General features: G+C 40.8%; 12 protein-coding genes and 1 pseudogene. 7 read left to right on the top strand and 6 right to left on the bottom strand.

Features of this window, described 5'->3' with window-relative positions:
* The first annotated feature begins 47 nt into the window (after window positions 1-47).
* The 4 genes and pseudogenes from yccS (at window position 48) to LXF01_RS01845 (ending at window position 3,152) form a co-directional block, all read left to right on the top strand.
* Window positions 48-2,199: pseudogene (gene yccS / locus LXF01_RS01860) on the top strand (YccS family putative transporter).
* A gap of 18 nt (window positions 2,200-2,217) precedes the next feature.
* On the top strand, window positions 2,218-2,400 hold the full coding sequence (locus LXF01_RS01855) for a hypothetical protein (RefSeq protein WP_180156791.1): 183 nt from the start codon (window positions 2,218-2,220) through the stop codon (window positions 2,398-2,400).
* Between the two features lie 10 nt (window positions 2,401-2,410).
* Window positions 2,411-2,710: a hypothetical protein gene (locus tag LXF01_RS01850; RefSeq protein WP_180173236.1), complete on the top strand. Its 300-nt coding sequence runs from the start codon at window positions 2,411-2,413 to the stop codon at window positions 2,708-2,710.
* Between the two features lie 142 nt (window positions 2,711-2,852).
* Entirely contained in the window at window positions 2,853-3,152 is a 300-nt protein-coding gene (locus LXF01_RS01845) for a DUF3817 domain-containing protein (protein WP_078189335.1), read from the top strand.
* Between the two features lie 79 nt (window positions 3,153-3,231).
* Here the strand turns inward: LXF01_RS01845 and craA are convergent, their stop codons facing one another.
* From craA to LXF01_RS01820, 5 genes are all read right to left on the bottom strand, one after another.
* Complete coding sequence (gene craA, locus LXF01_RS01840; protein WP_180173235.1) at window positions 3,232-4,461, bottom strand: chloramphenicol efflux MFS transporter CraA; 1,230 nt, start codon at window positions 4,459-4,461, stop codon at window positions 3,232-3,234.
* Between the two features lie 250 nt (window positions 4,462-4,711).
* Window positions 4,712-5,593, bottom strand: coding sequence for a pirin family protein (locus tag LXF01_RS01835; RefSeq protein WP_233944959.1), 882 nt, complete (start codon window positions 5,591-5,593; stop codon window positions 4,712-4,714).
* 63 nt (window positions 5,594-5,656) lie between these two features.
* Window positions 5,657-7,030, bottom strand: a complete 1,374-nt coding sequence (locus LXF01_RS01830; RefSeq protein WP_180084586.1) for an AbiH family protein — start codon at window positions 7,028-7,030, stop codon at window positions 5,657-5,659.
* 91 nt (window positions 7,031-7,121) lie between these two features.
* On the bottom strand, window positions 7,122-7,493 hold the full coding sequence (locus LXF01_RS01825; RefSeq protein WP_180004761.1) for a hypothetical protein: 372 nt from the start codon (window positions 7,491-7,493) through the stop codon (window positions 7,122-7,124).
* A gap of 191 nt (window positions 7,494-7,684) precedes the next feature.
* Window positions 7,685-9,094 carry an FAD-binding oxidoreductase gene (locus LXF01_RS01820; protein WP_078189543.1) on the bottom strand — a complete coding sequence of 470 codons (1,410 nt, stop codon included), beginning with the start codon at window positions 9,092-9,094 and terminating at the stop codon, window positions 7,685-7,687.
* 371 nt (window positions 9,095-9,465) lie between these two features.
* On the opposite strand from LXF01_RS01820, the gene serA reads away from it, so the two are divergent.
* From serA to LXF01_RS01805, 3 genes are all read left to right on the top strand, one after another.
* Complete coding sequence (gene serA / locus LXF01_RS01815) at window positions 9,466-10,698, top strand: phosphoglycerate dehydrogenase (protein WP_180021554.1); 1,233 nt, start codon at window positions 9,466-9,468, stop codon at window positions 10,696-10,698.
* A gap of 117 nt (window positions 10,699-10,815) precedes the next feature.
* A complete protein-coding gene (locus LXF01_RS01810) occupies window positions 10,816-11,685 on the top strand; it encodes an EamA family transporter (protein WP_180173234.1) in 870 nt (289 codons plus the stop codon).
* Window positions 11,686-11,802: 117 nt separating this feature from the next.
* Window positions 11,803-12,681, top strand: a complete 879-nt coding sequence (locus LXF01_RS01805; protein ID WP_180145428.1) for an EamA family transporter — start codon at window positions 11,803-11,805, stop codon at window positions 12,679-12,681.
* An 83-nt stretch (window positions 12,682-12,764) separates the two neighbouring features.
* On the opposite strand, the gene LXF01_RS01800 is transcribed toward LXF01_RS01805, so the two are convergent.
* The gene (locus LXF01_RS01800) at window positions 12,765-13,226 is read right to left on the bottom strand and encodes a hemerythrin domain-containing protein (protein WP_078192502.1); all 462 of its coding nucleotides are present in this window, start codon (window positions 13,224-13,226) and stop codon (window positions 12,765-12,767) included.
* Window positions 13,227-13,298 lie beyond the last annotated feature (72 nt).

Below are 13,298 nucleotides of genomic sequence, written 5' to 3'. Positions count from 1 at the left end.
AAAAGCTCAGTCTAATTTACAAAATCATTCGAATACTTCATAACTCTGTGAACACGCGACTCTCTTGGTTTCAACAGTTTCAATCCAGTGCAATCATTATGTATTGCCTGCAAATTTGTATTGTTTTGAGTGGCACCACGCTCGGATTATATTTTCTCGGTTTTCATAGTTTTATTGTGCCCGTCACCTTAGGTGCGATTGCCACCGCGCTCACGGACTTTGACGACCGACTCAGCATCCGACTGCGTAATTTGCTCTATGTCTGCGTACTCTTCTTTAGTGTCAGTAGTATTTTAGATTTTCTCTTTCCCTATAAGCTGCTGTTTATATTGTATCTTTCACTGTCCAGTGCAGGATTTATTTTATTAGGAGCTTTGGGGCAACGCTATGCCACGATATCTTTTGGCACGATTTTACTGTCGATTTACACCATGTTCGGCTTGGGCGAATATGACACCTGGTATTTTCAACCCAGCTGCTTTGTTCTAGGGGCCTTATGGTATGGCCTGACCTCAATTCTTTTTTACCTGATTAAACCCACCCTACCCGTACAGGACAATCTCTCGCGTTGTTTTTTACAAATCGCCGAAGTACTGAATGCAAAAGCACGCTTATTTGACCCAGATAATGTCGACAATGTGGAACACTTACTGTATGAATTATCACTCAAAAACAGTGATGTCATCCCGAGTTTAAACACGACCAAAGCTTCTTTACTCACCCGTTTAAAAGCATCAAGAGCCAATAAAAACACCATCTACTGGCTGAATTTATATTTCTTGGCACAAGATATTCACGAACAGGCCAGTGCGAATTATTTACACTACGAACAAATTCATCCAAATTTTAGCCGTACTGATTTAATTTTCCGTTTTCAAAAAAATATTCGATTACAAGCGCAGGCTTGCCAACAGTTGGCCTACTGTATTTTGCATCGACAAGCCCTATCAGCCTGATCCCATTACCGCACAAGCACTGGCACATTTGCATGCCTCTTTGCAGGAGTGGATGGCCAATAATCCGCAAAACATAGAAGTGAAAAACCTACAGCTGATCTTGAGTAATTTGGACAGTGTGCAAGAACGTTTTTCGCATGTGCAGGATTTAGATCATTCACAGCAACAGGCTTATCAGCAGCATATTGATAACCTCAATTTACTTGATGACGATATTCATGGCTGGCATGATTTATGGCTCAAACTGAAACAGCATTTGAGTCCCGAATCTGCCTTATTTCGCCATGCCGTTCGCATCGCTTTTGTCTTTGCGATGGGCTATGCCATTTCGCTATTGCCCTTTGCTAAAAATGGCTACTGGATATTATTGACCAGTTTATTTGTCTGTCAGATGCGTTATTTTGCGACCAAAAGTCGTTTAAAAATGCGGACATTGGGAACCATATTAGGGGTCTTACTTGGCATTCCTATTTTGTATTTTGTGCCTAGTGTCGAAGGTCAATTACTACTGACGATTATTTTTGGCGTGTGCTTTTTCTATCTGAGTGCCAAAAAATATGCCATGGCGACCCTCATGGCAACCTTAATGGTCTTGCTGATTTTTAATTTAAAAGGCGCTGGTTATGCAGTTATTTTACCGCGTATCGTTGATACCCTACTCGGCTGTTTTATTGCATGGTTCGCAGTGAATGTCATCTGGCCAGATTGGGACTTTCGCAATATTTCCAAGACCATTCAAAAAAGCTCTGCTGCGACCTTGCATTATTTTGATGCCGTAGTTGAGCAATATCTCCATGGGAAAACTAATAGCATTGATTATCGGCGTGCCCGTCGTTCAGCCCATAATGCTCAAACTGAACTATCGAGCATGATTTCAAGTTTAAGTACCGAGCCTGAACCCGACCAAACTTTGATTCAACATGCTTTTCGCTATTTGGTCTATAGCCATAGTCAGCTCAGTTATATTTCGGCATTGGGGAGCCACCGTGAACAGGTACAAGACCAACAAGTCCTTGAACTGCTGCAATGGTGTCAAAGCACCTTAGACGAGGTCTTAATTCAGCAAAAACCGCTCAACCCTGAGAAAATTCAGCAAAAACTTTTCGAAATTCAAACACTCAGCACTGAAGAAATGCGGTCTAATCACCTGCAACTGGTGCTCAAGCAAATCAGTTTATTATTAGAAACATTAGCCGAACTGATTCAGCTTCGAACACAGCTGATTCAGGCAGAAATAAAATAGAATCATTTGAGACTCATAATGAAAATGCTTAGTTTAGGTCTTAAACGCCTCATATTACCCACGATTGTGGCGACCTCATGTTTAGCTGCGTCTTCTGTTTTTGCAGCACCGACAGCACAAGATTTGAAGCGTATTTTGGAATGTCAGGCCGATTACGACACCTACCATGACACTTTACTCGATTATGAAGCAGCCTGTTGAATTTTTTGGCATGCCAACCCAAGAAATTGGCCTGTCTTCCAATGCAGTATTCGCGATCTATCGCCAAGCCGATGTGAAAAAACTTGCCCAAAAATATGGTATTGAACAGCATCCGATGGTTGCCAATATGCCGTTTTTCCGTGGTCAAAAAATCCTACGTACGGAAGCTGAAACGGATGATCTGCATGCCATCAATCACAAACTAAGCCTGTCTGAAATGACCGGAAAAAGCCCGATGATTTTACTCGGCTGTAACTATGAATTTGATCAGGGTTCGATTGAAGATGCCTTAACGGATCTAGAAGGTTAATCCGAGCAGACGACTCAGAATTAACTTTAAATACATCAACTTAGACTCAATATGCGGATCAATTATTTCAACGGGAATGCTTCGTTCCTGCAGTGCTTTCAGGTACACTCAAGGCTGAAATCACTTTGAATTTAGACTTCGCATGAATATCAAGACCTTACGCTTTGTGGGCCTACTCGAAGGCATCTCCTTTTTATTATTGTTGTTCATTGCTATGCCAATGAAGTACCTGATGGATAATCCAATATTGGTCAAATACGTCGGTATGGGACATGGCGTCTTGTTTATTGCCTTCTTGGTGGTGCTATTTGTGGTCTGTGAAAAGCAAAAATGGTCACTCAGCGTATTTCTAATGGGCCTGATTGCATCGATTTTGCCTTTTGGTCCGTTTATTTTCGATCGCAAATTAAAAAATGCAGAACAACCTGCAACATCAAATTAAGACGGTATACAGCAAATAAAAAAGCCCAATGTTGTTCTACACAGCATTGGGCTTTTTCTATGATGGCATGAACTCGAATTTAAAATTCACCCGTCAATTTACGTTGTCGCATAATATCTCGCACCACCAAGCGTGGTAGGCTGAACCACAAGATAATGAGGGTAAAGCCTGCCAAACTATAGGCCCAAAGGCCAAAGTTTTCATACAGCACGCGCACGATTTCAATCACGGCAAAGAACGTCAGCATCATGATCACAGACACTGCCGCAGCCACAGTGCCCTTCGACATTTCAGACGACATTAAGGCAAATCGATAGAGCACAGAAAAGCTAATCCCTTCACCAAAACTGACCAAACTCATGCCGAGAATGAGAAAGGTCAGAAAATAACTTTCAGTCATCGTCCCAATCACCACGAGGCTCGTCCCGAGTAACATCAGCGGTAGCCCGATCATCACAGACTGACCTAATGGCAGTTTGTCGATGATTTTAATCAGGACAATATTACCGAGGATCAGACCGCCCAAAACAGGAAACTGTGCCATGCCATATTGCATGCTACTCAGTCCTAGCTGCTCCACCAATATCACCGGAGATAGCGCAATCCACAGCATCAGTGGCATTGCCACCATCGGTAGACCCAGTGTCAGTGCCAAAAAGCGTTTATTTTTTAACACCTGTTTAAAGTCATCGATAATATAGCCCACCGGTTGCTTTGGAATGCTGATGTGCTGAGTCGGCATCTTGGCTTTTAAACCAAACCAACTCAAAAAAGATAGCAATGCGATTCCAATAAAGCCCCAATGCCATGACACGTGATCAATCATAAAGGCACCGAGGACGGGACCGATCAGTGGCGCCAGTAGTGAAATATTCGCCATGATCGCCATGACTTTGATGGCGTCACGCTCTTCAAAGGTCTCCTGAACAGCGGCATAGCCCACGGCAGAAATGACCGATAAACCAAAACCTTGTAAAAAACGCAAAGTTAAAAAGCTTTCGATATTATGTGTGAGCAATATCGCTAAACAGCATAAGCTAAAGAACGCTACACCACCCAACAGGACTTTTTTACGGCCTAATCGGTCTGACAATGGCCCTAATATTGCAGCGACACAAGCACCTCCCAATAAGTAAAATGACATCGACGAGGGTGCCCATGCACTACTCACACCAAACTCTTGGGTAATCGCAAGCATGGCGGGTTGGACTAAATCGTTGCCGATATAGACAGAAAATTCAAATAAAACCAGTGCCAAGGGAAACATTAAGGTGGCACGACTTAATTTTGTGGTTTGTACGTTTTGCATTGTTATCTACATATCAAATGTGTGCTGTCGAGCTTGAAATGACAAATAGGGAGAGACACTTCAGCCCAATGACGAGCACTGTAATATTAATTTTAAAAATGAATTTGCGGCATATCCGCCATATGTGCGTCGTATTCACAAGACGCTAGATAGAGATAAAATGAACTTCAACGAACCGATCTGTCGGTTTGAGTCCGACTATTTTAACAGTGTTTGCTGGCGTTGTATTGGTCTTTTTATCTAGCCACTTTTATGGCTTTTCATTGTCTGCTTTTTGGATAAAGCGACCTTGTTTTAGGTCCTCATAGGCTTGCATGACTTCTGCAAAATGATTCATCACAAAATAACCTCGCCCATAGATGGGTTCATTTAAAGGCTGCGCCGATAAATACAACATGTGGCTATCTTCAACTGCCGTCAATTCGACATTTTCACCTTGGCTCGACATAACTGCCATATGCTGTGCATTTAATAGTTCATCCGTTTCATTAAATTTCAGCTTGCCCGAACGTAAATACACAAGCGTGGTATTCCCTTCCTGTGCAGGAAGGGTGATGCTTTGATTGGCTCTGACAAAGACATCAAATACTTGCATGGGTGTATGTGTCTCTGCAGGGCCATGGGCTGTTAAATATTGCCCTGCAATCACCCTTACATAACCAGCATCTTGGGCTAAATTCACAATAGGAATACTGGCTTTGGCTAAGCTCTGATAGCGTGCAGGATTCATTTTATCTTTAGCAGGTAAATTGACCCACAATTGCAATATTTCAAATGCTCCGCCCCGCTGTGCAAAGGCATGGCTAAAGACTTCTTCATGCTGAATGCCTGAAGCCGCAGTCATCCACTGCACATCGCCCTCACCAATGACACCACCGCCGCCAGTCGTATCATGATGTTCAAGTTCACCTTTAAACACCAATGTGACGGTTTCAAAGCCTCGATGTGGGTGTTCCAGCACACCTTTTTTCAGTTGGGTTGGTTTCAGCACCCCAGGCCCTAAATGGTCGAGCAATAAAAATGGCGAAACGGTATTTCCCAATTCATAATGGGAAAATACTGATGTGACTGGTGCAAAGTCACCAACGGGTGAACCTGAATCATTGACGTGAATAAAAGCGAGGGTTTTCATATTGTTTTAGGTTTATTTAGGATCGTTTGATCTTAGCTTACTAGAGATAGCTGATTCGATAGGCTAAATGGATTTCAGTGTCACAGTTTTAGGATGCTGATATTTTGGTAATTCGACGGGCTTTATTCCATTAAGTTTTGCAATATCTGGATTTTTCTCAAATTTTAGCCAGCCTTTCTTCATCCATTTTTCTACTATTATCTTTCCAATTATATCCAACAAATTATTAAGCAAATCAAATTTAGCTTGCTCATGAAAATAATAAATTACTACATTGCATCTATGCTCAATTAGTTCTCCATTAAAAGAAAATATTTCTTTTATATAGTTAGAATCAGATCGATCTAAAGAATGCCCCCAAACTTTTATGTTATATGTTTCCTCTGTGCTCGTACTAAGATGTATAAAATCATTCCGCTTTGCATCAAACATAGCTCTAAAATACACATCAGAAGTAAGCATTGGGTTATCTAAATATGTATTTATTTCATCTTCCAAAGTTTTTTTTGCTTTTTCAGTTGAAAAAAAATGATCAACGATTTCACTAAGAAATAAATAATCAGTTTCTTTAAAAAGTTTTTGATGATATTTCGTTAAGCCATAAGCTTTTAACTTCTTTAGATATTCATCATCTATATCTGAAACACCTAAAACGATATTTTGTTGCTCACCATGACGACCATGTAAATATTCAATTTTTACTGAATTGTAAATACGCTCATATGTATTTGTATAATTAAATGAATAAATTTTTTCTGGAAAAACCCAATTATCACCTTTAAAAGTGAAATCATTAGTTCGAGATAATTTGCTGACTATCATTTCAAGATATAAATTAAAAATTTCAATAAACTCATCTAATTTTTTGTTCAAAAAATTTAAAAATAACGATGGATTCACCCCATTTTTGTCGTTACTACCATAACAAAATTTGGAGTTAAATCCTTTATGCAGACCTTTCTCCTCAAATAAATCGAACTTCTTTAAAATAATTGAATTTCTTTTTCCAACTTCTGTATCGAATTCATGATGATTAAAAGCATGTTGTGATTGATGATTTATTCTTTCAATAAAAGGCAATACATGTGCGAAACTTAATAGAATTTCTTCAATTTTATTTTCAATATCTATCCAAGTTTGAACTTCTCTCACATGATCAGAAAAATACTGAAACCACACATTTTCTTTTAATCTATATTGTAATTGCTCAATTTGTGCTACAGGAATCTGAATTTCTTCAGTTTTATACATTGCTTTCGTATATCCAAAGAAATAATCTTCTTTTTCATACAAGGATCCAAAAAGATCATCAAAGCCCATATCACCTTTGGCTTCGTCCCAATTTTCTATGACATCCATTACCACCATAAAATGGTCATATTTCGTCGGCAAATAATGTGATAAATCAAAACCGTTTCCGACAATTAAAATATTCATTATTCTTATTTCCCCAATAAAAAAGCGCATCAATCGATACGCTTTTTATGAGGCACACATGCCTAAATTTCAACCATAAATCAAAGATTTATTAAGGACACTTCGCCGATTGGAAAGTCTTGGTATTTTTACCACGTTGGCACTGATATTCCTTTTGCGTATTTACACGCTGCCAGTCACCATCCACCAATCTAAAACTATAAATGGTACGAACCGATTTCACCGAATCATCCATCAAACCCGTTTCCGTCACTTTCACCTGCCCCGCATTTGGCGACTCAACACGGTTAAAATACTGACGAATTTCCACAGTCGACAGTTCTTTACGCAAATCAGGACGTTCTTTTAATACCTGATCGAGTGGCGTAGCAGAAGAACCGACTTTAGACACAATTTTCTGCGTTGTCGCACAACCCGCCAACATCCCCACACACAATGCAGACACAGCAATTAAACGATACATAGAAGCAACTCAAAATTATTATTCAGTCCTATCATGCCGAACATTTGTCCAAAACACTATTTAAGCAATGTAAAAGAAGTACTCCATTCCAAAAATCAATGTGTGGTCTCTCATCCATGCGTGGCTAAAAAGTCGTGCTATAGCCATAAAAAAAACGCATCCGAAGATGCGTTTTCAATCGTCTTTAAAAATTAAAGATCGAACAATTTACCTGGGTTCATAATCGCATTTGGATCGAATACTTTTTTCAATGCTTTCATATATTCGATTTCTTCTGCTGAACGTGTGTAATCGAGGTAAGGCTTCTTAGTCATACCCACGCCATGTTCTGCAGAAATTGAACCGTCATATTTTTTCACAGTTTCAAATACGTATTTGTTCACCACTTGGCATTTTGCAAAGAATTCATCTTTACTTAAATCCGCAGGTTTCAAAATATTTAGGTGCAAGTTACCGTCACCAATATGACCGAACCAGCAAATTTCAAAGTCTGGGTAGTTCGCTTCCACAATTGCATCAATTTCTTTAATAAATGCAGGCACATGTGTAATCAGAACTGAGATGTCATTTTTGTATGGTGTGAACGGTGCGATTGACTCTGAAATGTCTTCACGTAAACGCCATAAGCTATGTACTTGGTCTAAGCTTTGGCTCATCACGCCATCCAGTACCCAACCTTGTTCCATGCAATGTTCAAAGATTTCCATTGCCGCATCCATGATCGGTTCAAATGGTGCTTCAAACTCAAGTAAAACATAGAACGGACATGGTGTTTCAAATGGACGTTGTACATGACCATTGTCCAATACTTTTTGCATCGCAAGTTCACCAAAGAACTCAAATGCAGTCAGGTCGATTTTCTTTTGGAAGGCATGTAGAACAGGCATAATCGCATCAAAATCAGGCACACCGAGAACCAACACTTGTAAGTCATGGGGTTGACGTTCAAGTTTGATTTCAGCTTCAGTCACTAAACCTAGCGTACCTTCACCACCAATAAATAAGTGTTGAAGTGCATAACCAGTCGCGTTTTTGATCATGCCTTTGTTCAAGCGCAGGATGTCACCTTTACCAGTAACCACAGTCATGCCCAACACCCAGTTACGAGTCATGCCGTATTTGATAACTTTAATACCACCCGCATTGGTACCAATGTTACCGCCAATTTGAGATGAACCTGAAGATGCAAAATCAACTGGGTAGTACATGCCTTGTTCTTCAGCATAGTTCTGAAGTTGTTCAGTCACTACACCTGCTTGTACGCGAACCATACGGTCAGCTGGAAAGAATTCCAAGATTTGGTTCATCTTGTCCATGCTTACCACGATTTCACCGTTAGCAGCCACAGCACCCGCAGACAAACCTGTACGACCGCCACTTGGTGTGATCGCGACATTAAATTGGTTCGCAAGTTTTACAATTTGTTGAACTTGTTCTGTGCTTGAAGGGAAAACGACGACCGACGGGTTTGGATCGAAGTGCTTAGTATGGTCACGACCCCAATTTTGGAGACTATCCGCATCGGTTTTAATTCGGCTTTCGCCAACAATAGCGGTCAATTGGGTCAATAACTCTGGGGTTAAAGCGACTGGAGCATTCATCGTTTTCAGACCTTGCAAGAAGTAAACAAGTTTTTTAAAGGTCCAGACTTCATTCAGTCAAAACTGCGGTAACGCATATTTCAAGGGAAAAAGCCTGAAACAGAGCGCATCAAAATGTCAGGGAATTGTTCAAGATGATTTTGAGCGGCACCATTATAAGCTATAACTGGGCTTTTTTTGACAAAACCCAAAGAAAAACGTGATTTCAAAATGTCACGAGGAATATGACCAAGTTAATTAGACCAAATCTAAAAAAATTGACTCATCATTCGCCAAAATAGCCATGACGTCGGTCATAAAGGAAATGTATATCAGGCGACTTCCTATGCTATTATATGCGCACTAAATTTGGCCTTTGTAGCGGAGCCGTAATGAGCCAACATCTTTCTTTACCTAAAGATAAAATTCGTTTCTTGTTGTTAGAAGGCGTTCACCAAAACGCAATCGACACTCTAAATGCTGCTGGATACACCAACATTGACTACCGTAAAACTGCGCTTGAGGGTGAAGCGTTGAAAGAAGCGGTTAAAGATGCTCACTTCATTGGTATTCGTTCACGTACTCAATTAACTGAAGAAGTTTTTGAAGCGGCGAACAAACTGATTGCTGTGGGTTGTTTCTGTATCGGTACAAACCAAGTGAACTTAAATGCTGCCATGATTCGTGGTATTCCAGTATTTAACGCACCATACTCAAATACGCGTTCAGTTGCTGAACTAGTACTTGCTGAAGCGATTCTATTACTTCGTGGTGTTCCTGCAAAATCTGCTTCAACTCACCGTGGTGGTTGGAACAAGTCTGCAGTCGGTTCATTTGAAACTCGTGGTAAAACTTTAGGTATTGTTGGTTACGGTTCGATTGGCTCGCAACTTTCTGTACTTGCTGAAAGTTTAGGTATGCACGTAATTTATTACGATGCTGTAACTAAACTTCCAATGGGTAATGCACGTCAAGTCGGTTCTATGGGTGAACTTCTTGCCAATGCAGACGTGGTTTCTTTACACGTTCCTGACGTTCCATCTACACGTAACTTCTTCGGTAAAGAGCAATTTGCTCAAATGAAAGAAGGCGCAATCTTCCTCAATGCTGCACGTGGTACATGTGTCATCATTGAAGATCTTGCTGATGCAATCAAATCTGGTCATATTGCTGGTGCGGCTGTAGACGTATTCCCTAAAGAACCGAAAGCAAACGGTGAAGAATTCGTTTCTCCACTTCGTGGCTTAGACAACGTGATTTTGACTCCTCACGTGGGTGGTTCAACAATGGAAGCGCAAGCGAACATCGGTCTTGAGGTTGCTGAAAAATTCGTTGCTTACTCTGATAAAGGTATGACTTTATCTGCAGTGAACTTCCCAGAAATCGCGTTACCGTTGACTGAAGGTAAACACCGTTTACTTCACATCCACAAAAACGTGCCGGGCGTTCTTTCAAAAATCAACAACTTGTTTGCTGAACACGGTATAAACATCTCTGGTCAGTCTTTAATGACTAAAGGTGATGTGGGTTACTTAGTGATGGACGTTGACGCAACTGCCTCTAAAGAAGCTTTAGATACACTTCACGAAGTTGAAGGTACAATCCGAGTTCGCGTATTGTTCTAATCGCATTAGACTCTGAAGCCACAGCCTTCGGGCTGTGGTTTTTTTATTGTTATAAACTTTTAAAATCTGGCTAGTGCCACTCTCCCGCTCTTCGAGTCATCGAAACAAATTTAGTTTATGCCAAATTTTAAAGTTGCACCGACTGTCCAAGCACCGCTGATCTTGCTTATTGCCATGATCAGTATGCAAAGCAGTGGTTCGTTCGCTAAGTACCTGTTTGGTCAGTTTCCCATCCTGACCGTATCCGCGATGCGTTTACTGCTTGGTGCATTAATCTTGGCGATTATCTTTAAAATTTGGCAAATCAATTTTAAACAAGTCAAATGGTCTGCAATTATCAGCTATGGCTGTGCGCTTGCAGGCATGAATATGCTGTTTTACTTGTCCATTGATCGCCTACCTCTCGGCATTGCCGTGTCTTTTGAATTTATTGGCCCTTTAAGTGTTGCACTATTGGCAGCAAGACGAAAATTCGACTTCGTCTGGGTCGGCCTTGCAATTCTAGGCCTAATTTTGCTGTTTCCATTTGATCAAGCAGCACAACGTCTTGACCCAATTGGGATCTTGCTTGCCCTCGGTGCAGGTGCGTGTTGGGCACTCTATATCGTGGCTGGTCAAAAACCGTCAGGGGTCTCAGGCAATCATACCGTTTGCTTAGGCATGTTCGTCGGCATGTGTGTTTTGATGCCCATCGCACTCTTTGCAGGTATGCCGGCACAGGCGTTTGAGCCAAGTAGTCTGCTGTATTTTATTGCACTTGCGACCCTAGCCAGTGCTTTACCTTTTACTCTAGAAATGATTGCGCTACGTAACATGACTGCGCTCAGTTTCGGAACGCTCATGAGCCTAGAACCTGCAATTGCAGCACTCTCTGGTTTTGTTTTCTTAAATGAACAATTGCTGTGGACTCAGTGGTTAGCCCTTGCTGTCATCATCTGTGCATCGATTGGGTGTACCTATACCACGCAAAAAGCCAAAGTCATTTAAATTCAAAATCCATCATGATTTGGTCAAATGTTAAAATTCACTCAATTGTTAGCATTAACCGCTATACTGTACTGACTCAAAAATAGGGCTCAACACCGCCCAACAACTGTGTGCCGCATGCCAAATTCACAACTTCTCGCTGTTGTTTTCATGGTGCTCTCCATGATCTCCTATCAAATCAGTGCATCATTCGCCAAGCAATTATTTTTGGTGCTTGATCCACTCAGTGTGACCATTTTACGACTCTGTTTTGCTTCAATTATTATCTGTTTAATGTTTCGTTCATGGCACATTTTAAAACGGCTGTCTTTTTTAAAATGGCGGGATCTGCTCTGCTATAGCGCGGCACTCTGTTTGATGAATGTGTTGTTCTATATGTCACTGGGTAAATTACCACAAGGCATTGCCGTGGGTTTAGAGTTTATCGGCCCTTTGGGTCTGGCATTGTTATCCATTAAAAACAGCAGTGATTATATTTGGGTCTTTTTAGCAATCTTAGGCATTACCTTGATGGTGCCTTGGGGACAAGCTCATGATGGTAATTTCTCAATACTTGGGGCAGCCTGTGCCTTAGCAGCGGGACTCTGTTGGGCATTCTATATTTATTTCGGGCAAAAAGTCGTACACCAAAATATTGGTATGCATGCGCTAACGATTGCCATCACACTGTCCGCACTGACCTTGCTCCCGATTGGACTATATAACAATGCACCCGCCCTACTCGATACCCAATATTGGCCGAAAGCCTTATTGATTGCGATTTTAGCCACGGCCATACCTTATGCACTGGATTTAAAAGCGTTGAAAATCCTCAGTAAACTTAGTTATGGGACTTTATCGAGTTTGTCGCCTGCATTAGCTGCCATTACAGGTATGGTTCTGCTTGGCGAAAATATTGGGACGTGGCAATGGGTGGCCTTAGTCTGCATTATGTTGGCGTCCGTCGGGGTGACTTTACGTTCCTCTCGCAATACTCCGAGCAGCGTATCAGACTAATTTTTTATATTTATAGTTGAAACAAAAAGACGGCCTCTGCCGTCTTTTTTAATTTGGAATTTGTCCTCAAAACTCACTAATATTTATCCCGTCAAACTGTCTTTATCTGCTTTCTTGTATTTCTTATATTCCGCCAAATATTGTTTGGCTAAACTTTCCTTTTGTTTTTCATCTAAGATTTTACCTGCTTGCTGAAAAAAGCCGTGCTCTTCTTCCTGCAAATGATGATGTACCGTTTCAGATAACTTTTTCGCAATTGCCAACCAACCTGGATTACTAAATTCAGTTTCCGTCAGTTGCTCTAATAATTCATCCATCTCATGATGTTCCGCCAATGCATGACGGGTGATGTTTAGACCTGAATCAGTCATCATTAACGGGATGTAAAAATAACGATCTTCGCCAACAGCATGAGCAAATAACTCATTTTTGAGCAGCTCAAATAAATCTCGACGCTCAGGTGTATCCCCTGATGTTTGAATGAGTTTTTCAGCAAGTTCACGTTGCTTTTCATGACTTTGGCGTAAAGCTTCAAATATATTCATTGTAGTTATGACCTCTGATGCTTAGCTAATTGTGTATTATGAAATTTAATTATTATCCACAACTCAAACGAG

It is taken from the genome of Acinetobacter sp. SH20PTE14, from assembly GCF_021391555.1.
Classification (GTDB): domain Bacteria; phylum Pseudomonadota; class Gammaproteobacteria; order Pseudomonadales; family Moraxellaceae; genus Acinetobacter; species Acinetobacter amyesii.
This window is presented reverse-complemented; position numbering and strand designations above follow the sequence as displayed.

What these genes read in the sequence shown, in the direction of transcription:
- LXF01_RS01845 (WP_078189335.1), top strand. Translation starts at nt 2,853, where the DNA reads ATGAATATCAAGACCTTACGCTTTGTGGGCCTACTCGAAGGCATCTCC.
- LXF01_RS01810 (WP_180173234.1), top strand. Translation starts at nt 10,816, where the DNA reads ATGCCAAATTTTAAAGTTGCACCGACTGTCCAAGCACCGCTGATCTTG.
- LXF01_RS01835 (WP_233944959.1), bottom strand. Translation starts at nt 5,593, where the DNA reads ATGAAAACCCTCGCTTTTATTCACGTCAATGATTCAGGTTCACCCGTT.
- craA (WP_180173235.1), bottom strand. Translation starts at nt 4,461, where the DNA reads ATGCAAAACGTACAAACCACAAAATTAAGTCGTGCCACCTTAATGTTT.
- LXF01_RS01830 (WP_180084586.1), bottom strand. Translation starts at nt 7,030, where the DNA reads ATGAATATTTTAATTGTCGGAAACGGTTTTGATTTATCACATTATTTG.
- LXF01_RS01855 (WP_180156791.1), top strand. Translation starts at nt 2,218, where the DNA reads ATGAAAATGCTTAGTTTAGGTCTTAAACGCCTCATATTACCCACGATT.
- LXF01_RS01825 (WP_180004761.1), bottom strand. Translation starts at nt 7,493, where the DNA reads ATGTATCGTTTAATTGCTGTGTCTGCATTGTGTGTGGGGATGTTGGCG.
- LXF01_RS01800 (WP_078192502.1), bottom strand. Translation starts at nt 13,226, where the DNA reads ATGAATATATTTGAAGCTTTACGCCAAAGTCATGAAAAGCAACGTGAA.
- LXF01_RS01850 (WP_180173236.1), top strand. Translation starts at nt 2,411, where the DNA reads ATGCCAACCCAAGAAATTGGCCTGTCTTCCAATGCAGTATTCGCGATC.
- serA (WP_180021554.1), top strand. Translation starts at nt 9,466, where the DNA reads ATGAGCCAACATCTTTCTTTACCTAAAGATAAAATTCGTTTCTTGTTG.
- LXF01_RS01820 (WP_078189543.1), bottom strand. Translation starts at nt 9,094, where the DNA reads ATGAATGCTCCAGTCGCTTTAACCCCAGAGTTATTGACCCAATTGACC.
- LXF01_RS01805 (WP_180145428.1), top strand. Translation starts at nt 11,803, where the DNA reads ATGCCAAATTCACAACTTCTCGCTGTTGTTTTCATGGTGCTCTCCATG.